18 protein-coding genes and 1 pseudogene are annotated in these 24,957 nt (G+C 56.0%); 10 read left to right on the plus strand and 9 right to left on the minus strand.

What is annotated here, in order from left to right:
- The coding region (gene pilM / locus ACTG33_RS08670) for a type IV pilus biogenesis protein PilM (protein ID WP_439134810.1) at positions 1-264 on the minus strand (264 nt) is incomplete at its 3' end.
- A 155-nt stretch (positions 265-419) separates the two neighbouring features.
- Between pilM and ACTG33_RS08675 the strand changes: the two genes are divergently transcribed.
- Entirely contained in the window at positions 420-3,164 is a 2,745-nt protein-coding gene (locus ACTG33_RS08675) for a penicillin-binding protein 1A (RefSeq protein WP_439134811.1), read from the plus strand.
- A gap of 93 nt (positions 3,165-3,257) precedes the next feature.
- Here the strand turns inward: ACTG33_RS08675 and ACTG33_RS08680 are convergent, their stop codons facing one another.
- Complete coding sequence (locus ACTG33_RS08680; RefSeq protein WP_439134812.1) at positions 3,258-4,520, minus strand: malic enzyme-like NAD(P)-binding protein; 1,263 nt, start codon at positions 4,518-4,520, stop codon at positions 3,258-3,260.
- A gap of 539 nt (positions 4,521-5,059) precedes the next feature.
- Positions 5,060-5,275, minus strand: coding sequence for a 50S ribosomal protein L31 (rpmE, locus tag ACTG33_RS08685; protein ID WP_439134814.1), 216 nt, complete (start codon positions 5,273-5,275; stop codon positions 5,060-5,062).
- Between the two features lie 183 nt (positions 5,276-5,458).
- On the opposite strand from rpmE, the gene ACTG33_RS08690 reads away from it, so the two are divergent.
- The 7 genes from ACTG33_RS08690 to ACTG33_RS08720 all read left to right on the plus strand — a co-directional run bounded on the left by ACTG33_RS08690 (position 5,459) and on the right by ACTG33_RS08720 (position 15,626).
- Positions 5,459-7,738: a primosomal protein N' gene (locus ACTG33_RS08690; protein WP_439134815.1), complete on the plus strand. Its 2,280-nt coding sequence runs from the start codon at positions 5,459-5,461 to the stop codon at positions 7,736-7,738.
- A 112-nt stretch (positions 7,739-7,850) separates the two neighbouring features.
- Positions 7,851-8,489, plus strand: a complete 639-nt coding sequence (locus ACTG33_RS08695) for an SPOR domain-containing protein (RefSeq protein WP_439134816.1) — start codon at positions 7,851-7,853, stop codon at positions 8,487-8,489.
- Positions 8,490-8,660: 171 nt separating this feature from the next.
- Positions 8,661-9,206 carry an ATP-dependent protease subunit HslV gene (gene hslV, locus ACTG33_RS08700; RefSeq protein WP_439134817.1) on the plus strand — a complete coding sequence of 182 codons (546 nt, stop codon included), beginning with the start codon at positions 8,661-8,663 and terminating at the stop codon, positions 9,204-9,206.
- A gap of 53 nt (positions 9,207-9,259) precedes the next feature.
- The gene (gene hslU, locus ACTG33_RS08705) at positions 9,260-10,597 is read left to right on the plus strand and encodes an ATP-dependent protease ATPase subunit HslU (protein ID WP_439134828.1); all 1,338 of its coding nucleotides are present in this window, start codon (positions 9,260-9,262) and stop codon (positions 10,595-10,597) included.
- A gap of 31 nt (positions 10,598-10,628) precedes the next feature.
- Positions 10,629-11,006, plus strand: coding sequence for a gamma-butyrobetaine hydroxylase-like domain-containing protein (locus ACTG33_RS08710; protein WP_439134818.1), 378 nt, complete (start codon positions 10,629-10,631; stop codon positions 11,004-11,006).
- A gap of 165 nt (positions 11,007-11,171) precedes the next feature.
- The gene (locus ACTG33_RS08715) at positions 11,172-12,440 is read left to right on the plus strand and encodes an efflux RND transporter periplasmic adaptor subunit (RefSeq protein WP_439134819.1); all 1,269 of its coding nucleotides are present in this window, start codon (positions 11,172-11,174) and stop codon (positions 12,438-12,440) included.
- A gap of 78 nt (positions 12,441-12,518) precedes the next feature.
- Positions 12,519-15,626 (plus strand): efflux RND transporter permease subunit, encoded by a 3,108-nt coding sequence (locus tag ACTG33_RS08720; protein ID WP_439134820.1) that lies wholly within the window; start codon positions 12,519-12,521, stop codon positions 15,624-15,626.
- Between the two features lie 22 nt (positions 15,627-15,648).
- Here the strand turns inward: ACTG33_RS08720 and ACTG33_RS08725 are convergent, their stop codons facing one another.
- Positions 15,649-16,320: a fumarylacetoacetate hydrolase family protein gene (locus ACTG33_RS08725; protein ID WP_439134821.1), complete on the minus strand. Its 672-nt coding sequence runs from the start codon at positions 16,318-16,320 to the stop codon at positions 15,649-15,651.
- A 317-nt stretch (positions 16,321-16,637) separates the two neighbouring features.
- Here ACTG33_RS08725 and serA point away from each other — a divergent pair, with 317 nt between their 5' ends.
- On the plus strand, positions 16,638-17,867 hold the full coding sequence (gene serA / locus ACTG33_RS08730; protein ID WP_439134822.1) for a phosphoglycerate dehydrogenase: 1,230 nt from the start codon (positions 16,638-16,640) through the stop codon (positions 17,865-17,867).
- Between the two features lie 140 nt (positions 17,868-18,007).
- Positions 18,008-18,721, plus strand: a pseudogene (locus ACTG33_RS08735) (ABC transporter ATP-binding protein); the annotation flags it as partial.
- On the opposite strand, the gene ACTG33_RS08740 reads toward ACTG33_RS08735, so the two are convergent.
- The 5 genes from ACTG33_RS08740 to ACTG33_RS08760 form a co-directional block, all read right to left on the minus strand.
- Positions 18,703-20,166: a PepSY-associated TM helix domain-containing protein gene (locus tag ACTG33_RS08740; protein WP_439134823.1), complete on the minus strand. Its 1,464-nt coding sequence runs from the start codon at positions 20,164-20,166 to the stop codon at positions 18,703-18,705. The pseudogene ACTG33_RS08735 and the gene ACTG33_RS08740 sit on opposite strands and share 19 nt — an antisense overlap.
- 19 nt (positions 20,167-20,185) lie before the next feature.
- A complete protein-coding gene (locus tag ACTG33_RS08745; RefSeq protein WP_439134824.1) occupies positions 20,186-20,737 on the minus strand; it encodes a hypothetical protein in 552 nt (183 codons plus the stop codon).
- A 155-nt stretch (positions 20,738-20,892) separates the two neighbouring features.
- Positions 20,893-22,251 carry a phosphate ABC transporter substrate-binding/OmpA family protein gene (locus tag ACTG33_RS08750; protein ID WP_439134825.1) on the minus strand — a complete coding sequence of 453 codons (1,359 nt, stop codon included), beginning with the start codon at positions 22,249-22,251 and terminating at the stop codon, positions 20,893-20,895.
- Positions 22,252-22,513: 262 nt separating this feature from the next.
- Positions 22,514-24,322, minus strand: coding sequence for a translational GTPase TypA (gene typA / locus ACTG33_RS08755; protein WP_439134826.1), 1,809 nt, complete (start codon positions 24,320-24,322; stop codon positions 22,514-22,516).
- 125 nt (positions 24,323-24,447) lie between these two features.
- On the minus strand, positions 24,448-24,957 hold a 510-nt coding region (locus ACTG33_RS08760; protein ID WP_439134827.1), incomplete at its 5' end, for an EAL domain-containing protein.

The following is a 24,957-nucleotide window of genomic DNA, read 5'->3' on the forward strand; positions in this document are numbered from 1 at the left end:
CGCCGATCCGGCCACAGCCACCGCCGCGTCCTTCACCTTGGGCTTTGACTGCTGAATCAGTGCCTTAAGCACATCAGCAACCGCATCCACTTCGTGGATGTTTTTTTCAACCACGGCATTTGCGGGTAGCGCTTTGACCGCGTAACTTTCCACGCGATAGCGATCCCCCTGGCGGCTGAGCTCCAATAACTTGATTGATGTAGAGCTAATGTCGAGCCCCAAAACGGGCTTGGCCTTGCGCTCTAAGAACCCCAAAATTCCCATTTTTCTATCTATTTCCGTAACTTAGGTGCTTTTGATGTTATAGCACTTTAACTTAAGCCTGCAACAAGGCTGGCCATATGTAAACACTTAAAAACCGCTTATAATGCTCAGCACACACACCCCGGCTACCTAAGCCCTTAATTCTGTTAGAAAAAATGACTTATAAAGTAAAATACCTTACTTGGGCTTTTTGGCTCATCCTGGCCGCGGGCTGTGGAACTTTATCGCTTTTTGCAGGTATTACCCTGTATTTAAGTCCTAAACTCCCTGAAGTAGAGACACTCAGGCAGGTAAAATTACAAACTCCCTTACGCGTGTATTCCCGCGATGGGCTTCTTATTGGAGAATTTGGCGAAAAACGCCGTAACCCCATCTCAATCGAGGATGTCCCAAAAGCGTTTATAGACGCCATTCTCGCAGCTGAGGATGACAGATTCTACTCTCATCATGGCGTCGATATTAAGGGGCTTTTGCGAGCCGCTTCACAATTATTGCAATCAGGACAGATACAAACTGGCGGAAGTACCATCACGATGCAAGTCGCCAGAAACTTTTTCCTGACGCGCAAACAAACTTTCAGCCGCAAATTTAATGAGATCCTGCTGGCACTCCAAATCGAAAAAGAGCTGACCAAAGGCGAGATCCTTGAGCTGTACACCAACAAAATCTACCTCGGGAATCGCGCCTATGGCATCGAGGCCGCCGCCCGGGTCTACTACGGCCAATCCATTGGCGAACTGGACCTTGCCCAACTGGCCATGATCGCCGGCCTGCCCAAAGCCCCTTCCGCCTACAACCCCATCGCCAACCCTCAGCGGGCTGTTATTCGCCGCAACTGGATTCTCGGCCGCATGCTCTCTCTGGGCTACATCGACAAAGCGCAGCACACCACTGCGATTGCCGAGCCAGTCACAGCGTCTTATCACGGCTCCCGATTGGAGCTGAGCGCCCCTTACATTGCCGAAATGACCCGCAAGGAAGCCGTCGACAAACTCGGGCTGGCCGCCTACACCGACGGCTTCAGAATTTACACAACCATTGACTCCAAACTGCAGGAGCACGCCCAACAGGCGGTTATTGATGGCCTGCTAAGCTACGACAAACGCCACGGTTATCGCGGCCCGGAAGCCAAACTACCCATGTCGATGCCAAAGCAAGCCGGCGCTGAAGGTTCCGATACCCAGCTTATCGACCCCGCCACGGATAACGTGAGCGCAATTGATCAAAATACCGCCGGCGATGGCAGTAATACCGACAACCCCACCCTGCCCAAACCCCGACTCCCACTACTGGAGTGGCAACATGCCTTGAGCGACTACAGAACCGTCGGCGGGCTCACTGCCGCCGTAGTCACTCAAGTCAATCCGGACAGTGTCGACTTCCTCACCGCTGACGGCACCCAGGCCAACATCCGCTGGGAGAACGGCCTATCTGACGCAAAGCCCTACATCTCTGAAAACCGCTATGGCTTCCCCCCGAAAACCGCCTCAGACGTGCTTGAAACCGGGGACGTCATCCGTATCGTGAAAAACCAAGAGGGCGACTGGCAACTGACTCAGGTCCCCGCAGCTCAGGCGGCTCTGGTCTCTCTCAACCCGGCCGATGGCGCCATCAACGCTCTGGTGGGCGGTTTCGATTTCTCCCAGAGTCACTTTAACCGCGCCACTCAGGCCGAGCGTCAACCGGGCTCAAACTTCAAGCCATTTGTCTACACCACCGCACTTGAACACGGCTTCACTCCAGCAACAACGATTAATGATGCCCCTATTGTGTTCGACGACCCGTCACTGGAGAACACCTGGCGCCCGGAAAATGCCAGCGGTAAATTCTTTGGCCCCACCCGCCTGCGCCAGGCCCTCTACAAATCCCGCAACCTGGTCTCGATTCGCGTCCTGCGCAGCATCGGTATCGACACCGCCATCGACGGCATGGATCGTTTCGGTTTTGACAAGGACAAACTGCCCCGCAACCTGTCTCTGGCACTGGGCACCTACTCCATCACACCTTTGCAACTGGCCACTGGCTATGCCGTGCTCGCCAACGGCGGCTTTAAGGTGTCCCCCTATTTAATCGACCGCGTCGATAATGTGGATGGCGAGACGGTTTTTCAGGCGCTCCCGGCCACCGTTTGCCGCGAATGTGAAGCAAAAGCCAAAGCTGCAGCCCTTGCAGAGGCCTCGGCTACAGACTCACACAACGGCGAAACTGCCGCTGACAACAACACCCAGGCCGACAGCGTTGAAGCACTGGAGAACGCCATGGCCGCTGAACTTGCCGCCAGCCAGCAGGAAGACCAGGACTCTCAACTCTCCACAGAGATCGACAACCAAACACTCGCAGCATCCGAGCCCTCACAGGACACACCCGCCAAGGACGAACCGAAAGAACTTGAAAGACCGGTCGCTCCCAGAGTGGTTAGCGAGCAGGTGGCTTACCTGATTGACGACATCCTGCGGGATGTGATCCAGAAGGGCACAGGACGCCGGGCCAAAGTGCTGGAGCGTGACGACCTGGCCGGCAAAACCGGGACTACCAACGGGCCAACTGACGCCTGGTTCTCCGGTTACAACCGCAACATAGTCACCACCGCCTGGCTGGGTTTCGACCAAAACACCAACCTCGGCCGACACGAATACGGCGGCACTTCAGCTCTGCCCATCTGGATAGACTTTATGCGCGTAGCACTGAAAGACATCCCCAAGGAACCCCGCTCACTGCCAGACGGTCTGGTGTCGATTCGCATCGACCCCAATACCGGCAAGCGGGCGCAACCCAACCAACGTAACGCCATTTTCGAAACCTTTCGGGTGGAGAATGTCCCGGGCTACGGACAGGGTCAGGCGCCGGACCTGGGAGGCGGCTCCGGCGGTCGAGAAACACTGCCGGAAGATTTGTTCTAGAATTTGCCCACATTTCCAAGACACAAACACATTCTACAGACGTAAAAAAACCGCCACAAAGGCGGTTTTTTTACGTCTCAAACAAGCAGACAACTAGCAATCAGCCACTGTTTTCAGCGGGTAATGCGACGGATAAGGCAAGCGAGCCACACCGCTGTCTACCGCAGCCTGGGCGACAGCACTGGCCACCGCCCCCAGCAAGCGCTCATCGGTTGGCTTAGGCAAGATATACTCGCGACCAAAACTCAGATCACCACCGCCATAGGCTTTGCGGACATCCTCTGGCACTTCTTCTTTAGCCAGATTCTTCAGCGCGTGCACTGCCGCCAGCTTCATATCCAGATTGATCTCTTTGGCACGCACATCCAGTGTGCCGCGGAACAGGAACGGGAAGCACAGTACGTTATTCACCTGATTCGGGAAGTCGGAGCGACCAGTAGCCATAATCAGATCGCTGCGCACCTCGCGAGCCAGCTTCGGATTAATTTCCGGATCAGGGTTGGAGCAGGCAAAGATCACCGGATTATCAGCCATCTTGGCCAGCTGCTCCGGCGCCAGCAGATTTGGGCCTGAAACACCCAAAAACGCATCCGCACCGGTGATGGCATCATCCAGAGTGCGAGCATCTGTGTCGCCGGCAAACTCTTCTTTGTAGGCGTTCAAACCATCACGACCCGCGTAGATGACACCCTTGCTGTCGAGCATGGTGATGTTAGAGCGCTCCGCTCCAGCACCAATCATCAACGAACAGCAGGCGTGAGCAGCAGCGCCGGCACCCAGGCAAACAATCTTCGCCGTCTCGATGCTTTTACCCTGAACCTCTAGCGCGTTCAGCAGTCCCGCCACCGTCACAATGGCCGTGCCGTGCTGATCATCATGGAAAACCGGAATCTGGCAGCGCTCAATCAGCGCCTTCTCGATTTGAAAACACTCAGGCGCTTTAATGTCTTCCAGGTTGATACCGCCCCAGGTATTGGCAATGCTGGCTACGGTATTGATGAAGGCCTCCGGGCTTTCGGACTCCACTTCAATATCCACAGAATCGATACCGGCAAAGCGCTTAAACAGCAGGCTTTTGCCTTCCATGACCGGCTTGCTGGCCAGCGGCCCAAGGTTTCCCAACCCCAAAATAGCGCTGCCATCGGTAATCACGGCAACCATGTTACCTTTGGCGGTGTATTTGTAGGCATTTTCGGCATCTTTGGCGATTTCGCGGACGGGCTCCGCCACTCCTGGGCTGTACGCCAGGGAAAGATCTTCCTGGGTTTCCGCAGACGTGGTGATCTCCACCGAAAGTTTTCCAGGCTTTGGAAATGCGTGGTAATCCAAAGCCGCCTTCTTGAATGTATCTGACATTTTCTAGTCCGTATTCGCTTTGGGCGTCTCTATTGAATTTTGAAGCGCTGGAAGAGTACCGAGTTACAGACCAGAGGCTCAAGTGCCTTTATGGCTCATCAGGTCACTCTTTTTGGCCAAAATGCACACAGGCCAAGAGAGATAACCTCGACAGACAAGCGTGCCCCCGGTCGCGGTCAACTGTGCAGCCACAGTCTACTCGCTTCTGCGCTTCCTATTGCTCAGCAGAGAATGACTCTCCGCCATTTCAACAGTGGTGTCTAGTAGAGTTGTGTCTACGGCGAGCCACCACATCGGCTCTTAAACACCCGCCCGGGCTGGATCACAGTCAATGACAGGTAAAAAAAAGCGCTGCAGATACACGACCTGAGCGCTCTTTTTTAGAAGCCGGCTTCAATCTGGCGGGGTTAAAGCTCAGTTAACAAGCAGGTTCTTGCCAACCTGAACCACCAGATAAAACCGCTATTGGCTTCGACAATATGTAGTGTTTACTACAAATATAGTTATTACGAATATAGTTTTTTACAACTAACGCCGTCTTATTTACCGGCGATACGGCTACCAAAGCGCTTCTTGAATTTATCAACACGGCCACCGGTGCTCGCTTGCTTCTGCTTGCCGGTATAGAACGGGTGACAGCTGGAACATACGTCCAGGTGCATGTCCTGACCCTTGGTGGAACCAGTGGTGATTACGTTGCCGCAGCTGCAGGTAGCAGTCAGTGGGCTGTACTTTGGATGGATATCTGCTTTCATTGGGTATCGCCTTCATGTCATTCTGTGCCGCCACTCGATCTTGTGCCGAGCACCGCACAACGGTTAGTCTTAGCAGGTAAAAAATAAGACGGCGGATTCTACCAGAAACCCTTACCAACGCAAGACAATTGTGCGTTTTTTCGGCAGCCCACTCACAGATTCACGGAGAGCCACTTTTTCCTCATGCCAGCGCCCGAGATTTACGCCGTTGCCCTGCCCACTCCGCTGCGCAGAACCTTTGATTATACTGCCCAGAACCCACATATGGCCCAGAATCCAGCCGGACTTTTTGATCAGACCCAGACTGCATTTGATCAAGCCCAGACTGCACAAGGCCTTCCGGGTATGCGCGTGGCGGTTAATTTCGGCAACCAGCAACTCGTTGGCGTCATTGTCGAGGTGAAAGACGACAGCGATTTCGACCTGAAGAAGCTCAAGCCGATCCAGCAACTGCTGGATACTCAACCGATCATACCCGATGAATTGTTACAGCTTTGCCACTGGGCGGCCTGGTATTACCACCACCCGATTGGGGAAGTGCTCGCCGCCGCGATTCCAGTGGCCTTGCGACAAGGGGAAGCCGCCACGCTCAGCACCGAAAAAGCCTGGCAACTGACCGAAGCCGGGCGCCACTGCACTGCCGATGAGTTAAAGCGCGCCCCAAAACAGCAGGCGCTGATGCAGCAGCTCAAGGAGGACACACTGTGCGTTCAGAACTCGATTCTGCACAAGGATTTGCTGCTGCAAGATGTCAATCGCAACGCCCTGAAAGGCTTGCAGGACAAAGGGATGATCGAATCTCTGGAGATCACCCCCAGCCCGATTCGCCCCCCTGAATTGTTGAAATCCACCCCGCTGACGCTCAACGACGAGCAGGCCAGTGCGCTCGCTCAGGTCGACTTTGACCAATTCGGCGGTCACTTGCTGTACGGCACCACCGGCAGCGGCAAGACAGAGGTGTATCTTCAGGCAATAGAACAAGTCCTTCACGCAGGAAAACAGGCACTGGTACTGATTCCGGAAATAGGCCTGACACCCCAAACCCTGACCCGGTTTCAGCGGCGATTCAATCGGCCGCTGGCGGTACTCCACTCAAACTTGAACGACACCGAGCGCAAACAGGCCTGGCTGCTGGCCGCCGCCGGCGATGCCGACATCATCATCGGCACCCGCTCGGCCATCTTCACCCCCATGAAAAATCCGGGAATTATCATTCTGGACGAAGAACACGATCCCTCATTCAAGCAGCAGGAAGGTTTTCGATATTCCGCCCGGGATCTGGCCGCATTGCGCTGCCAGCGGCTGGGTATCCCGTTGATTCTGGGCAGCGCCACCCCGTCACTGGAAAGCTTTCACAACGCCCAGCAGCAGCGCTATCGATTGCTGCCGCTGACCCAGCGCGCCGGCGGCGCCCGACCGCCGACCATTGAGCTGATCGACCTCAAGCGTCAGGCCATGCAGGAAGGTCTTACCCAGGCACTGCTCGACACCATGGAGCAGCACCTGCTGGCCAGCGGGCAGGTACTGGTATTCATCAACCGCCGGGGCTTTGCCCCCACCTTGATGTGTCACGACTGCGGCTGGCTGTCCCAGTGTCAGCACTGCGACGCGCGCCTGACCGTGCATCAGAACCCGGCACACCTGCACTGCCACCATTGTGACTATCAGCGACCGCTGATTCACCAGTGTCCCACCTGCAACAGTCGTGAGCTGCATTGCGTCGGTCAGGGCAGCGAGCGCACAGAGACCGTACTGCAGAATCGCTTTGCCGATTTTCCGGTATTGCGGGTGGACCGAGATTCCACTCGCCAGAAAAACGCCATGCACACGATTGTGGAAAAAGTGAATCAGGGCGACCCCTGCATTCTGGTGGGCACTCAGATGCTGGCCAAGGGACACCACTTCCCCAATGTTACACTGGTGGCCATTATCGATGCCGATGGCGGCCTGTTCAGTACCGACTTCCGCGGTCCTGAGCGCATGGGCCAGCTGATGCTGCAAGTGGCCGGACGCGCGGGACGGGCTGAGCGACCGGGCACCGTGCTCATTCAGAGCCATCTGTGCGATCACCCCCTGCTGCAAACCCTGCTGTATCAGGGCTACAGCGCCTTTGCCCAACTGATCCTGCAGGAACGTCAGGTGTCCCAACTGCCGCCGTATCGCTATATGGCGCTGCTGCGAGCGGAGTCTAAACGTTCTGAAAACGCCCACGAGCTGCTGCTCACCGCCCGCCAAATCGCCGAGCGCCACTGCCCTTCGCAACCGGACTTGCAATACCTGGGGCCTCTGCCCGCACCCATGGAAAGACGTAACCAGCGCTTCCGCCATCAGTTGCAAATCCACGCCAGCAGCCGCGCTCGCTTACATCAGCTGTTAACGCCATTAATTGCCGAGCTGGAACAGCACCCTCTGAGCCGTCGCACCCGCTGGTCCATCGATGTCGACCCGCAAGATATGGCCTGATGCGTGAATTTTCACCACGCGTGTTGGTCGGCTCGCTCATGTCGAGTACAATTCCGCCACAGATTACCCGCATCACCCCAGCAGCGACCACAAGGCCTTAGATTCTCCCCCCATGACCCGAGATTTCGCGAAAAAAACGCGCAGCCCTGCCTCTGGCAAACGCGGCTCCGGCAATTCACGCTCTGGTAGCTCGCGCTCTGGCGGCAGTCGTTCCAGCAAAACACGCAACAGCCGCTCTAACAGCAAGCCAAAGTCGCAGGTACCAGGTTGGGTCTGGCTATTTACCGGTACCGTGCTGGGCGCGTTCATTATGTTTCTCGCCTACCTGGCCGGAATTGCACCCCAGCAGAGCAACCCTCAACCCATGGCGGTGGAAGCTCAGCCAGAGCAAACCAAACCGCAGGTCCCCAAGCCGCGCTTCGACTTCTATCAGCTACTGAAAGAATCGGAAGTGGAGGTCAAACAACCTTCCAAAGCCCAGCGTGAAGCCGCCGAGCAGCAGGCCGAGAAACAGGAATACATTCTGCAGGTCGGCTCATTCCGCAAGGACAGCGATGCCGACCGCCTGCGAGCCCAGCTCATTTTGTTGAATCTGGACGCCCAGGTAGAGAAAGTGACCGTGCGCAGCGGTGAAACCTGGTACCGGGTACTGGTCGGGCCCTACAGCGACCACTCCAAGATGGAACGTGCCCGCAGCATTCTGGCTTCCAACCGAATCAACGCACTGCTCCTGAAGCGCAAAAAAGGCTAACCACCACTTGAGGACAGGCCTCTGCCGGCCCAGATCTTCCGTAAAGCTGTGTAATGGCCGCGGCACCACCCGCCGCGAGCCTTGAAATCTTTCCCCCTGCCCCCACCTTAGTTTTCATCGACATCCTCAAATTTATTCGACATTCACTTTCACCGACTTTAAGGATTTCCTGTGGAACAATATCGAGGTACTACCATCCTCTCCGTGCGTCGCAACGGCAAGGTTGTGATCGGCGGAGATGGGCAGGTCTCCATGGGCAACACCGTTATGAAGGGCAATGCCCGCAAGGTGCGCCGACTCTACAAAGATCAGGTTCTGGCCGGATTTGCCGGCGGCACCGCCGACGCCTTCACCCTGTTTGAACGCTTTGAAGCCAAACTGGAAGCCTACAACGGCCAACTGGTTCGCGCCGCCGTAGAACTGGCCAAAGACTGGCGTACCGACCGCGCCCTGCGTCGCCTGGAAGCCCTGTTGGCCGTCGCTGACAAGGATGCGTCACTCATCATTACCGGTAACGGCGATGTGATTCAGCCAGAGCAGGACATCATCGCCATCGGCTCCGGCGGTCCCTTTGCTCAATCCTCCGCCCGCGCCCTGTTTGAAAACACCGAGATGGAAGCCAGTGACATCGTCAGCAAAAGCCTGGGCATTGCCGGCGACATCTGTGTGTACACCAATCACAACCACGTCATTGAAGAACTGGAATACGACGCCTAAGCGCGCGGTTCCTGTCCACCCCGAATTACTAAAGAAGATTGCTTATGTCAGACATGACCATGACTCCCCGTGAAATCGTCCACGAACTGGACAGACACATCGTTGGCCAGACGGAAGCCAAGCGCGCCGTAGCCATTGCCCTGCGCAACCGCTGGCGCCGCATGCAGCTGGACGAGAATCTGCGCAACGAAATCACCCCCAAGAACATTTTGATGATCGGCCCCACTGGCGTCGGTAAAACCGAAATCGCCCGCCGTCTGGCCAAGCTCGCCAACGCCCCGTTTATTAAAGTGGAAGCCACCAAGTTCACCGAAGTGGGCTATGTCGGCCGCGATGTCGAATCCATCATTCGCGACCTGGTGGACGGTTCCATCAAACTGCACCGCGAAATCGAAATGAAGAAGGTCGAACACCGCGCTGAAGACGCCGCGGAAGAGCGCATCCTCGACGCCCTGTTGCCACCCGCTCGCGGCGGCGAGACAACCGATGCCGAAAAACTCAGCGGCAGCGACAAGGAATCCTCCACCCGCCAGATGTTCCGCAAGAAATTGCGCGAAGGCGAGCTGGATGACAAGGAGATTGAAATCGAGGTCTCGGCCCGCCCAGCGGGTGTTGAAATCATGGCCCCACCGGGCATGGAAGACATGACCAATCAGTTGCAGAGCATGTTCTCCAACATGTCCTCCAACAAGACCAAATCCACCAAGTTGACCGTCAAGCAGGCCTTCAAACAGATTCGCGACGAAGAAGCCGCCAAGCTGGTCAACGAAGAGGAAATGAAGAGCAACGCCATCGCCGCCGCCGAGCAGAATGGTATTGTGTTCATCGATGAAATCGACAAGGTGGCCAAGCGCAACGAAGGCGCCGGTGCCGATGTCTCTCGCGAGGGGGTACAGCGCGATCTGTTACCGCTGATCGAAGGCTGCACCGTGAGCACCAAGCACGGCATGATCAAAACAGACCACATCCTGTTTATCGCCTCCGGTGCCTTCCACCTGTCCAAACCGTCGGATCTGATCCCCGAATTACAGGGGCGCCTGCCCATTCGCGTGGAGCTGACCGCCCTGACTCCGGACGATTTCGAACGTATTCTGACCGAGCCCAACGCCTCTCTTACCGAGCAGCAGGTGGCTCTGATGCAAACCGAAGGCACCGAGCTGGAATTCACCAAAGACGGTATCCGCCGCATTGCTGAAACCGCCTACGAAGTGAATGAAAGCACCGAAAATATTGGCGCCCGCCGGCTGCACACGATGATTGAACGGCTGTTGGAAGGCGTCTCGTTTGAGGCCGGTGACGGACACCCGAAAATCACCATCAACGCCGATTACGTAAATGAACATCTGGGCGAACTGGCGCAGGATGAAGACCTGAGCCGGTTTATTCTGTAATCGAGCCCCCCAGACAATTCGGATAAAGACCATGATGACACCCACAAAAATTCAGCTGCACAAAAAAGCCAAAACACTGGATGTGCAATACGGCAACCAGCTGTTCACCCTGCCAGCCGAATTTTTGCGGGTGCATTCCCCCTCCGCCGAAGTACAGGGCCACGGCCCGGGTCAGGCGGTGCTGCAACACGGTAAAAAACACGTGGCAATCGACAAGATCGAAGCGGTGGGTAACTACGGGCTGCGAATCTATTTTAGTGACCAGCACGACTCCGGTATTTTTACCTGGTCGTATCTGCACGAGCTGGGTCAGAATCAGGACGCCATGATGACCACCTATGAGGAAGCTCTGCACAAGGCCGATCTCTCCCGCGAGCCCGACACGCAAGTGGTCAAACTGATGCTGTAACCGCATCCGCGATACTCCACCTCCAGCCAGGGCCATTCTTTAAACAACCTCCCCCTCACCAAACCTTCCTCGCCTTACCTCTTCTGTTCCTCTTCCATTACGTGTTTCAAGACTCGTATGCTATAACCTGCTAACCACCCTCTTTCTCCGACTAAGGACTTTTCGATGTGGCTCAGCCAACCATCTCCACGCCGTGCTCCCTCAATTCTGCTCGCCCTAGGATTCTCACTGGCTCTGAGTAGCTGCTCGAAAGAAGCCGAACCACCTCAGGCTCCGCCACCCAGCGTCGCTGTCATCTCGATTGGCACTCAGGACGTAGGGGAATACAACGAGTCCGTCGCCCGCACCGAAGCCATCCGAACCGTTGAACTAAAGGCGCGGGTGGAAGGCGAGATTACCAAACGTCTGTTCCGCGAAGGCGAAACCGTGGAAAAAGGTCAGCTGTTGTTTGAAATTGATCGTGAGAACTATCAGGCGGCACTAACTGAAGCCGAGGCGAACCTGAGCAGTGCGCGCGCCGAAAAAATGCGGACAGAACGGGACTACACCCGCGGTAAGGAACTGCGACCGAAAGGTTTTATCAGTCAATCAGACCTGGACACATTGGCCAGCAACGCCTCTCAGGCCCAGGCATCAGAGAAAGCTGCCCAGGCGGCCTTGAAAAACGCTGAGGTGAATCTCAGTTATACCCGTATACGAGCACCCTTCTCAGGGGAAATCAGCACCGTGCGTTACAACGTCGGCACACTGGTTGGGCCCAACAGCGACCCGCTGGCGACACTACTGAAAGACAACCCTATCTACGCCAATTTCCAGATCAATGAGAGCGATTACATCAGCTATCTGCAACAGCGCACTCAGGGTCAAACGGAAGGCCGTATCGCCACTCAACCGCCAGAGGATCTGCTCACCATTACCCTGATCCTACCCAACGGCACGGTGCACGCTTACCCCGGCACCATCAATTACGCCGGCATTGAAGTGAACGCCACCACCGGCACGGTGGATGTACGTGCCAAATTCCCCAACCCCAGCGGAATCATTCGCCCCGGCATGTATTGCACGCTGCAAATCGAGAGTAAGAACAAAACCAGCCAACCCATCGTGCCGCAATACGCTGTGCAGGAAGGCCAGCAGGGCAAGTTTGTGCTGATTGTGGATAACAACAACACCATTCAGACCCGCAACATCAAGGTCGGTCGCAACATGGGGGCCTTGTGGGCAGTGACTGCCGGCCTCACTCCCGGCGACAAAATTGTGGTGGAAGGCCTGCAAAAAGTGCGCACCGGCACCAAGGTCAACCCAGTGATGCGCTATCTGGACGGCAAAACCGGCGTGCTGCGGGACACGCCGGAGTCAGGTAATAACGCGCAGCCCACTGCGCCCGAAGCAGTAAACCCGGAACCGCGAGAGCCCGCCACCGCCGGTGAGTAATCCGACTTACGTGCACCTAATGTAAACGCCAGCGCTCACAGTCACGACTCGCTCAAAACCACCACACGGGAGTGGAGTATGTTCAGCCAGTTTTTTATCTCGCGGCCCAAATTTGCCTTTGTCATCTCGATAGTACTGACTCTGGCCGGACTGATCAGCATGCAGCTGTTGCCAGTCAACATGTACCCCGAGATTACCCCGCCACAGGTCAGCGTCAACGCCACCTACCCCGGTGCCAGCGCCCAGGTGGTGGAAGAATCGGTCATCCGCCCCATTGAGAAAGAGCTCAACGGGGTCGAGGGGATGCTCTACATCGAATCGACCGCGTCCAATAACGGTTCGGCCTCCATTACCGTCACGTTTGAACAGGGCACCGATGGCGATATCGCTCAGGTGAATGTTCAAAATCGGGTGGCCGTGGCGGAAACCTCACTGCCTTCAGACGTCACCCGGCTGGGGGTTCGCGTCAGCAAGCAGACCAGTAATATGCTGCTGGGCATCAATCTGATCGCCGACGATCCCGGTCTCGACCGGCTGTTTCTCTCCAACTACGCCACCAACAATCTGACGGAATCTCTCGCTCGCTTGCCCGGTGTCGGCGGCGTCTCGGTGATGGGCGAGATGAGCTACTCCATGCGCATCTGGATGGATCCGGTGCGCATGGCCGCGTTGCGCGTCACCGTGGGGGATCTGCGCAGTGCACTACAGGAACAAAACCTGATTGTCGCCGCCGGCAAACTGGGTGCGCCGCCCACCACTCAGCAACAGCAGTTTGAATACACCATACAGGCCAAGGGCCGCCTGCTGAACGAGCAGGAGTTCGGCAACACAGTCATCCGCGCCCGCTCCGACGGCTCGTTTGTACGCCTGCGCGATGTCGCCAATATCGAGCTGGGATCCCAGTCTTACTCCTCAGCCGCGAAGTTGAACAATCACGACACCGCTTTTATCGTGATCTATCAACTGTCGGACGCCAACGCCACCGAAGTGGCTCAGGCGGTCTACACCGAGATGGAGCGCTTGGGTGGCTACATGCCGGACGGGGTGTCCTACAAAATCAGTTACGACACCACCCGCTTTATCCTGCGCTCCATCGATGAGGTGCAAACGACTTTGTACGAGGCCATCGTACTGGTGATTCTGGTGGTGTTTGTGTTCCTACAGAACTGGCGCGCCACACTGGTACCGGCGGTCGCCATTCCAGTATCCCTCATTGCCACCTTCGCGGCTCTGCTGGCGTTTGGATTTACCATCAACACTATCACTCTGTTCGGTCTGGTACTGGCGATCGGTATCGTGGTGGACGACGCCATCATCGTCATTGAAAATGTCGAACGGCACATGGTGGAAGAGGGACTGTCACCGGTAGAAGCCACCCGCCAATCCATGAAAGAGGTTGGGGGACCGATCATTGCCACCACGCTGGTATTGCTGGCGGTGTTTGTCCCGGTGGCGTTTATGCCTGGCATCACCGGCGAGATCTACAAGCAGTTCGCCATCACCATTGCCGTGGCAGTGCTGATTTCTTCCGTCAACGCCCTGACCCTCAGCCCGGCCCTGTGCGCCACTTTGCTGCGCGCAGACAAGACCAAAAAACTGGTGGCTCTGCGTCCGGTCGAAGCCGGTCTGCACAAACTTAATACGGGCTACAACCGGTGGGTTCAAAGAATACTCGGACGGGCAGGTCTGGCTCTGTTTGCGACCGCCCTGATTGCCGGCGCCACCGGCTGGCTGGCCATCAGCACTCCCTCTGGTTTCATCCCCGATGAAGATCAGGGCATGCTGATGATGGATGTACAGCTGCCCGACGCCGCCTCTCTCAACCGCACCGAGGCGGTGATGAGCAAAATCACCAGCATTGTTCAGCAGCAACCCGGCGTCAAAGATGTGGTCGCGGTATCCGGGTTTTCCATTCTGGCGGGGGCGGGCTCCAACCGGGGACTGGGCATTGTGATGCTGGACGACTGGGATGAGCGCACCAGCGACGACACCAGTCTGGAACATATCTACAACAGTTTGCAGGGAAAACTCTGGAGCCTGCCGGATGCTCAAGCCATGATCTTCCCAGTGCCGCCGATTCCCGGTCTCGGCACCACCTCGGGGTTTGATTTCCGCCTGCAGGATTCTCAGGGACGCAGTCCCGAAGAGCTGGCGCAGGTGTCCAACGGACTGGTGTTTCGCGCCAATAATGACCCCCGCGTATCCAGGGCGTTCAGCACCTATCGCGCCAATGTACCGCAGTATTTTCTTGAGATTGATCGCTCCAAGGCCAAGGCGACGGGGGTCTCCTTAAACGATGTGTTTCTGACATTACAGGCTCAGCTTGGCTCTCTCTACATCAACGACTTCAATCGCTTCGGTCGCACCTATCAGGTGATTTTGCAGGCGGAAGGTGACTTCAGGGCCAGTCCGAGCGATCTGGGGCAGTTCTATTTACGCAATGAGAATGGGGAAATGGTGCCACTGACCACACTTGGGCAGCTTCGCCCGATCCTCGGCGCCACCAGCCTCAACCACTTTAACCTCTACCGCTCCACCTCCATCAGCGGTCAGGCGGCGCCCGGTTACAGCTCCGGTGACGCCATTGCCGCCATGACAGAACTGGCGAAAGATCTGCCCGAAGGCTACGTGTTTGAATGGGCCGGGCAATCAGCTCAGGAGATCGAAGCGGGCAATCTGGCACCCCTGCTGTTCGCACTGGCGATTGGTTTTGTCTATCTGTTTTTGGTGGCACTGTACGAGAGCTGGACTCTGCCCATAGCGGTACTGGGCGCGGTGCCACTGGCACTGTTTGGCGCCTTCGGCGCGCTCAATCTGGTGGGACTGGAAAACAACCTCTACGCGCAGGTCGGCCTGATCCTGCTGATCGGCCTATCCACCAAAACCGCCATTTTGATCGTGGAATTTGCCATGGCAGAACGGCGACAGGGGAAATCCATCACCGAAGCCGCTTTCAGTGCCGCTCAACTGCGTTTTCGTGCGGTTTTGATGACCGCTCTGTCGTTTGTGTTGGGGGTATTGCCGCTGGTCTTTTCCACCGGTCCCGGCGCAGCCAGTCGGGTGTCCATCGGTTTCACGGTACTGGGCGGCATGCTCGCCGCCACGGTGTTTACCACGCTGCTGGTGCCCGTTTTTTATCAGTGCGTGCAGATGATGCGGGAGAAGTTCAACCCCGACAAACGATAGAGCTAAAACAAATCAGCCTGAGCTAAAGCACGGTTGTCGTTACGACAATCCAGTCGCTCAAACGAGCCTCGAGCTTATCCCCCGAAACCAGCGGCCCGACACCGGCGGGCGTACCGGTCATCACCACGTCACCTGGACACAGAGTAAAAAACCGACAGATATAAGCCAGCAACTCTGCCACGGGGGTGATCATATCCCCGGAGTTACCATTTTGCTGCAACTGGCCATTGCGCATCAGCTGCAGATTGACATCATTCCACGCAATCCCCTCGGGCGAGACAAACGCCGACAGCGGGCAGCTGCCGTCAAACGCCTTGGCTTTTTCCCAAGGGTGCCCCTGTTGTTTGAGGCTGTTTTGCACCTCTCTCAGGGTCAGATCAAAACCAATCCCCACCCCGGCGATGGCAGACAATACCTTGTCGTCATCGCCTTTGGTGAGCGTCTCACCAATCAACAGCGCCATCTCGGTTTCCACATGACAGTCACCCTGCCCCCGCGGGATCAGAAAGGGCTCTTCCATCCGCACCAGTGAAGTGGCCGGTTTGATAAACAACATAGGCTCGGCGGGCACCGCATTATTCAGCTCGCGGGCGTGCTCGGCGTAGTTGCGCCCCACACACACCACCTTGCCCGCGGGCAATTCCAGAACAGACACACCCGACTCGGTGTCACTAAAACGATGGCGGTAATCCATACGACTCCCCTTCTGCAGCATTGACTGGCGGCGATTACGACAACTTGGGAAAACCGGCAACTGTAAATTGACCGCGCCCAGACAGCGGGCAAAGGTCAATTCAGCGTTTTTCGCCGCTTTTTCCCTATGATTCTTCCGGATCAGCCTATAAAAAGGTCGATTTAGCCATCGCCCCGGAAGTCCCCTATGCTATCATAGCGCGCTTATTTTTCCGGCACCTTGCCGACCTCCTTGTTCAGCCCCGCCTGGCATCCCAGCCCTGTGCGGCCAGACAAGTCCCGCGAGCCACAACACGTTACACGAGGTGTAAAACCCCTATGGCCAAAACGTCACTGGATAAAAGCAAAATTCGCTTTTTACTACTGGAAGGTGTTCACCAGTCCGCTGTGAATACCCTGGAGCAGTCTGGTTACACAAATGTGGAATACCTGAAGACTGCAGTGCCCGAAGACGAGCTGATCGAAAAGATCAAAGACGCTCACTTTGTCGGCATCCGCTCACGCACCCAGTTGACCCGCCGCGTGTTTGAAAACGCTCCGAAACTGATCGCGGTCGGCTGTTTCTGCATCGGCACCAATCAGGTCGACCTGACCGCCGCTCAGGAACACGGTGTCGCGGTATTTAACGCCCCTTATTCCAACACCCGCTCGGTTGCCGAACTGGTGATTGCGCAAGCCATTCTGCTGCTGCGCGGTATTCCCGAAAAGAACGCCGTCTGTCATCGCGGTGGCTGGCTCAAGTCCGCGACCGGTTCTTTTGAAATCCGTGGCAAAACGCTGGGGATTATTGGTTACGGTTCCATCGGTACTCAAGTCAGCGTGCTGGCCGAATCTCTGGGCATGAACGTGATCTTCTACGACGTGGTCACCAAATTGCCTCTGGGTAACGCGGCTCAAGTTCGCTCCATGGATCAACTGCTGGGTCAGGCCGACGTTATCTCCCTGCACGTCCCTGAAACCGCCGCCACTCAGAATATGATTGGTGCCGATGAACTCGCCAAAATGAAAAAAGGCGCGATCTTTATGAACGCCGCCCGCGGTACCGTGGTCGACATTGATGCTCTGGCAGCCTCTATGGAATCCGGCCATCTGGCAGGTACCGCCATCGACGTATTCCCGGTTGAACCGCGCGGCAACGATGAAGAGTTCGTCTCACCTCTGCGCGCCTTCGATAACGCCATCCTGACCCCACACATTGGGGGCTCCACCATGGAGGCGCAGGAGAACATTGGCTTCGAAGTGGCCGAGAAACTGGTGAAATACTCCGACAACGGCACCACCACCTCTTCGGTGAACCTGCCGGAAGTGGCTCTGCCATCGCACCCGAATGCTCACCGTCTGCTCCACGTTCACCAGAACATTCCAGGCATTCTCAGCAAAATTAACCAGGTGCTGTCCGACACCGGAATCAATATCGCCGCCCAGTACCTGCAGACCAACGAGAACGTCGGTTATGTGGTCGTGGACATCGATGCCGAGTACAGTGACGTAGCCCTGAAGCAACTGCGTGAAATCGAAGGGACTGTTCGCTGCCGCGTGCTGTTCTGATTGATTGTCGATGATGAAACGAAAAAGCCGGGCAACGCCCGGCTTTTTTCTGTCTGAAGGAATGCTAGATGACCAGTCCACTGTTAGAAATCCGTAACGCCACGGTCTACCGCGGTGAATCCATTGCCTTCAACAATCTCAGTCTCACCATCGAACAGGGTGAAAGTGTGGCCATTCTGGGGCCCAACGGTGCGGGCAAGTCCACCCTGCTGAAGCTGCTGACACGGGAACTCTACCCCTACGAGAAACCCGACAGCTTTGTGAAGATCTTCGGCCGCGACCTGATCAACGTGCAACAGTTGCGGGAAAACATCGGGCTGGTGTCCTACGATTTTCAAACAAAATACATGCCCATCACCACCGGCTTTGACGTGGTTCTGTCAGGCCTGCTGGGCACTATTGGTCATCTGTATCACCACGACGTCACAGATCAACAGAAGCAACTGACGCTGGAAACCATGGCGCGTCTCGACTTGCTGCACCTGAAAGACAAAATGTTTCAGCACATGTCCAGCGGCCAGCAGCGGCGTTTAATCCTCGCCCGCGCGTTGATTCATCATCCCAAGACAGTGATTTTTGACGAGCCCACCAGCAGCCTCGATCTGCAAGGCTGTTTTCAGGTACTCAACGATATGCGCCAGTTGGCAGCGGAGGGAACATCTGTGATTATCGCCACCCATCATCTTCACGAGATCATTCCTGAAATCGACCGGGTGGTGTTTATTCGTGAGGGAGAGGTGGTCGCCGATGGACCGAAAGCCGAACTGCTGACCGCCGAACGCATCAGTGACCTGTACGATACGGCGGTGCAGATGGTGAAGCAGGATGGTTACTATCAGGCCCTGCCGGCCTGAGCCACCGCCACAGAGGACTGACGCGCGCCCTGCTCACGGCGCCATGAAAACCGCGCCCACCACAGCAGAATCAGCGCCGTCACCACAAAGGACAGATTCATGCTGTTGGCCGCCACGTTGGTCAACCAGCCAAACTGCAGTGAATGGCAGAGCACCAGCACCACCAGCGCTGCACTGGTCAGACACTGCAAACCGAACCGGGTACGCGCCTCATCATTCAACCACTGAGCCATCGCCATCACCGCCACGGTAAGCAGCCAGTACAGCCCCACACTGGCCACACCCACGTACAAATCGATGATCGCCATCGCCACCAGTGCCAGCGGTGTTCCCCACACCAAACCCGCCCAGAGATTGTTGATGGCATCACGGTGCTTGCGCTTGTGCAGCCAGATATTAATCCCCGTCACCGACACAATGGTCAGGGCCAGGCCACCCATCAAAAACAGAATTTTGGTTGGCAGGCCACCGAAGTGCCCAAAGTGGATACGGTACACCGAAAAGATAAATTGCTTTCCGGCTGCGCCATCGCTAAAGCCCACGTGATCGATGGGCTCGCCGTCGGCGGTAAAACGATACTGTTCCGCATAAATCAGGCGGCCGGGAACCTCGGCCCCGATCAGCATAAACTGATCCTCTTCACCGGGATGCTCTACAGTGATGTAAAACGGTGTCGCCTCCGGTGCAATGTCGGGCATCTGCGTCAGCGCCTTGGACACCTGTGCCACCGAGGCGGATTGCTCCACATGTGGATGACCACCGTAAAGCTCTTCCAACATGGCCTCAGTATTGCCCTCGTAAAACGCCGTCGCCACCAACAGCCCCATAAACTGCGCCAGACCAAAGAAAGCGCCGGTGATGGCAATCATCAGATGGAACGGTGTCCCCCAGACACTCAGGCGATTGTGGATATCCACCTGCTCCATCCGGGCACCATTGCCCCTCAGACTGAAGGCATCGCGGAAGAGGCTCGGGTGCGCGAGAAAACCGGAAATGATCAGGCCGCACAGTAACGCGCCGAGGATACTGACCACGATCATGCCCCAATTGTGCGGCAGGTGCAGATAGATATGCAGATCCGCTACCAGCTCGGCCCAACCGTGATTGATGCTCTCACCCAGCGAGCCGTCGGCGTTCACAAACCAGCCTTCCCCGTCCGCCGAGATGGTCGTGCGCGGACTGTCACCCACGGGCAGACCAATGACGATATCGTGTGTCTCCCCAATTTGCTGTGCCGCGTCGGCATAGGCTTGCTGCAACACTTCAGGCGCGAGGGTCACGCCCTCTTCGATGTTCGGCTGCTCCCAGCGCTCCCACTCGTGATGAAAAACCGCCAGGGTGCCAGACAGGCACACCAGATACATCAGAGCGCCCACGCACAACCCCAGCCAGGAATGGCTTGCCAGTGATTTTTTGACCAGAGAGGCCGACAACAGTTGTTTCATAATGACACCAGCAGAACGCTTACAGAAAAATCGCCAGGGCACCCAGTGCACCAGCTCCGAGACTCACCAGTACAGGCTTGAGCAGACGTTCGGCGGCACAATACCAGTAAGATAATCCCCCCCAGATCAGAGGAAAGAACAGAATCGAGACAATAATGGTATTAACCCGCTCCATTGGCAGCAGGCGCAACATACCCACACCAACCAACGCGGAAACAGCACCAGCCAGCACCACCGTCAACAGCAGCAAGGCGGTGTGCTTGCCCAGCGTTCGCAGCGATGGCCGGGACAGAGCCACGGAGGGCTGCTCATTGAGCTTGGTGCGGGATCCATCCACAGTCACCCCGACCAGCAACCAGGCCACCAGAGACAGGGCAATCAAGGCATAGGCGATTCCGAATTCCACCCCCAACAGGCGGCTCCAGGTATACAGAGATACGATCAGCAAGCCCCAGCCGAGAGAGACTGGAAATGGGGTCGATGGCTTTTGACGCCAGGCGGCGAACAGACAACCCACCCCGCCTGCACTGAGCAACAGGGACAAACACAAAATCAGACTGGCGGAACTCATGGGGACTATCCTTAGACTAGAAACGCCTTAGACTAAAAACGCCTTGGACAAACAGGCCTTGAAGAAAGACGCTACAAATAATCCCCAGATTCTAATGAGATAGCTTCTCATTTTCAATTTTATTACGATAAACGCGCCAGAATGGACGAAAAAACTTACCTTACCCAGATCTCCACCCGACGATTTTTAACTTTTTCCTTGCCGCTGTTGGACGCCACCGGCAGGTAGGCACCAAACCCCTCCACCGGCTGGGTACTGACGCCCGCTTTATGCAGCGCCGTTTTTACCGAGACGGCGCGCAGCTTTGACAGTATCCGCGAGCGACTCTCGCTCTGCTTTTCGTCGCCAAAGCCAATCAGCGTCAGAACCCGATCCTGATTTTCTTCCCGCGCCATATAGGCTTCCACCCGGCGAATGTCCTGTCGCGCCTTGTTATCCAGTTTGGAGCTGCCCTCAGCGAAGCGGAAGTTAACCGACAAACGACTCGCGCCGTCAGTCACCCGCAGATAGCCTTCCGGCCCCTCGCGGTCAGCTTCCGGGGCGATGGCGGTGAGCGCCTGTGAGATAAAACCTGTTTTCTCCACCTGAAGCTGCCCGGCATCGGATTGTACAAAATGGATGAAGTCATTGATGGCTGGGGTCTTCTTGCTCGGCGGTGTATACAAAAACAGGCGGCGCGACAGCAGGTAATCCTCGGTTGCCACCGTGACGTGCTCCGGCAACAGCGGCGTCGTGCCCTCATCGAATACCCGCAACGCGCGGGACTCTCTCACCGAGGCCAGACCCACAAAGCCAATACCACCGGGATTGCCCGCAACCCGGTCGGACAATTCATCGTTGGACTCAAACCGCTGGGCGCCGGCAGACAAGCTGTAGGTTTTGCCCAACACCAGACTTTTAAACGTGTCCCAGGTACCGGAGTTTTCATCCCGGGCGTAGATATCAATGGCCCGATCATCCCCCCCCAGTTGCTTCCAGTTGGTGATCTGCCCGGAGAACACACCGGCAATCTGCGGCAGACTCAACTGGGTCAGCAGGTTATCGCGATTTACAATCACCGCCAGACCATCGATGGCAATCACATGCTCGGCCTCAAAGCTCAGCAGATCACCATAGCGGGCCATCTGCTGCACTTCCTTTGACTTGATCGGGCGAGACGACATGGACAAATCGGCGTCACCGCTCAACAGCGCGCGAAAGCCGGTGCTGGAGCCGTGAGCCCCCACTTCCACATAGACCTGACGACCCTGCACATTTCCGACGACACGGTATTCATTGACCTTCGCGAGATTTTCCACCCGCACCTCGTCAGCGCCTTTGGCCGTCAGATAGCTGATCAGAAAATTTTTCATCAGGCTCGCACCCACGGTGTTGGACCCCTGAATCTGAAACAGTTGGCCACCGACCGTTTCAGGGAAAGGCTCAACCGCGGATACCGGGCCGGACACGAAGACACTCAGACTCAAAACACCCAGCAACAACTGGGAGACGACTTTTTGAATGGATAACAGCACAGAAACTTACTCACGTTGGCATTTAAAAACGTGACAAGATTAAGACGGTTTTATGACAACAAAATGACTATGGAATTAAGATTTGGTGTTTTTATAACAAATGAGCCAGTTCGGCCACGGGCAGAGCGAATCGACAGACAAAAAAAAGATGGCCATTTGGCCATCTTTTTTGTGTAGCGCTGATAGAGCTGCTAACTACTTGTTGAGCTGCGAGCTCAACTTCCTACATTTGCTAAAGCAACGAACCAACAAGCTGCGGCAATTATTTCTTCGCGCGCTTACGCTCGTTTTCGGTCAGCAACTTTTTACGAATGCGGATGCTTTCTGGAGTCACTTCCACCAGCTCATCGTCTTCGATGAATTCCAGCGCCTGCTCCAAAGTGTGCTTAATGGGCGGCACCAGGGTCAACGCTTCATCCGTACCTGAAGCGCGTACGTTAGTCAGCTGCTTACCTTTAACCGGGTTAACAGCCAAGTCGTTCGCGCGTGAGTGAATACCAATTACCTGACCTTCGTACACCTCAACCGCATGCCCCAGGAACAGACGACCGCGACTCTGCAAGTTAAACAGTGAATAGGCCGCTGTCTTGCCTTTCAGCATACTCACCAGCACACCGTTTTGACGGCTAACCACATCACCCTGTTTAACTGGGCCGTAGTGATCAAAAATACTGGTCATGATGCCGGAACCGGAAGTCAGGGTCAGGAACAGACCACGGAAACCAATCAGTCCACGGGACGGCGCCATAAACTCGAGACGTACACGGCCTTTACCGTCCGGCTCCATGTTGGTCAGCTCGGCCTTACGCAGACCCAACTCTTCCATGATGGAACCTTGATGCGGCTCTTCAACATCAATCACAACGGTTTCATAAGGCTCTTGAATTTCACCGTCGATCTCTTTCTGAACCACTTCCGGACGGGAAATGCTCATTTCGAAACCTTCGCGACGCATGGTTTCAATCAGCACGGACAAGTGCAGCTCACCGCGGCCGGAGACAATAAATTTGTCCGGGGTATCGCCCTGACGTACACGCAAAGCTACGTTGTGGATCAGCTCCTGATCCAGACGGTCCTTAATGTTTCGCGTGGTGACAAACTTGCCTTCTTTACCCGCAAACGGAGAATCGTTCACGATAAAGGTCATGCTAACAGTGGGTTCGTCCACGCTCAGCGCCGGCAACGCTTCAACATTGTCCGGATCGCACAATGTATCGGAAATACTCAGACCGTCGATGCCGTTGATACAAACGATGTCGCCCGCTTCGGCCAAATCGGTTTCGACCTGCTCCAAGCCCAGGTAGCCTTTAACGTTCAGCACCTTGCCTTTGCGCTCTTTGCCATCGGCAGACTTGATCACGACTTGCTGGTTGGGCTTAAGGGTACCGCGAGTGATACGACCCACACCGATAACGCCCACGTAGCTGTCGTAGGCCAGAGCAGAAACCTGCATCTGGAACGTGCCTTCCGGGTCAACGTCTGGTGAAGGTACTTTCTCAACAATCATTTCGTACAGCGGGGTCATGTCTTCCGCCATCTCTTCAGGATCCAGACCGGCAATGCCGTTAATGGCTGAAGCGTAGATCACTGGGAAATCCAGCTGCTCATCAGTCGCACCCAGAGCATCAAACAGTTCGAAAACCTGATCCATGACCCAGTCAGGACGTGCGCCAGGACGGTCGATTTTGTTGATCACGACGATCGGTTTCAGGCCTTGCTCAAACGCTTTTGAGGTCACGAAGCGGGTTTGCGGCATAGGGCCGTCAACGGCGTCTACCAGCAGCAGAACAGAATCCACCATGGACAGTACGCGCTCAACCTCACCGCCGAAGTCGGCGTGTCCCGGGGTGTCTACGATGTTGATGCGGTAGTCATTCCAGCTGATGGCGGTGTTTTTGGCCAGAATGGTGATGCCACGCTCTTTCTCCTGGTCGTTGGAGTCCATGATGCGCTCGGCACCAGCGTCTTTGCGGTCCAGCGTGCCGGACTGACTCAGGAGTTTATCAACCAGGGTCGTCTTACCATGGTCAACGTGGGCAATAATAGCGATGTTACGGAGTTTCTCGATCACAGCGGTGGTCTCAATGCGGGCCTTCGACCCGTTAAGAGGGGCTGGCCAAGGAAAAAAGGTGCGGCATTATACCTGCGAACAGGCGTCGATAAAATAACCAGCGGAAAATAAAAAAAGATCGGGCTTCAGGAGGTCTGAGATACATCAAAGCCGGGAGTTTTGAGGAAGTGCAGCACGTTTTCGGCCGGGATCGGTCTCGCCAGCAGGTATCCCTGCCCCTCATCGCAGCCGTTTAGCATCAGGATCTCAAACTGTGCCTGCTCTTCGATCCCCTCCGCCACGGTCTGCAGCGACAGCTTGTGGCACAACTCCAGCACCGACAACACAATCGCCCGTGACTCTTCGTGATCCTGCAAGCGAAGCACGAAACTGCGGTCTATCTTCACCGTGTCGATGGGCAGACTGCGCAGGAAGGTCAGGGAAGAGTAACCCGTACCAAAATCATCCAGGCTGATTTTCACCCCAGCAGTGCGCAGAGCGTAAAGGTGCTGTCGCACCAGCACTTCATCAATCAGGATGCTGGTTTCCGTCAGCTCCACCTCCAGACGGGACAGCGGCACCTCAAACTGTTCAGCCAGAGAGATCAGATGCTCAGCAAAGTTTTCCTGCGCCATCTGGCGAGCCGAGATATTGAT

Origin of the sequence: Pseudomaricurvus sp., assembly GCF_965662505.1 — a bacterium.
GTDB lineage: Bacteria > Pseudomonadota > Gammaproteobacteria > Pseudomonadales > Cellvibrionaceae > Pseudomaricurvus.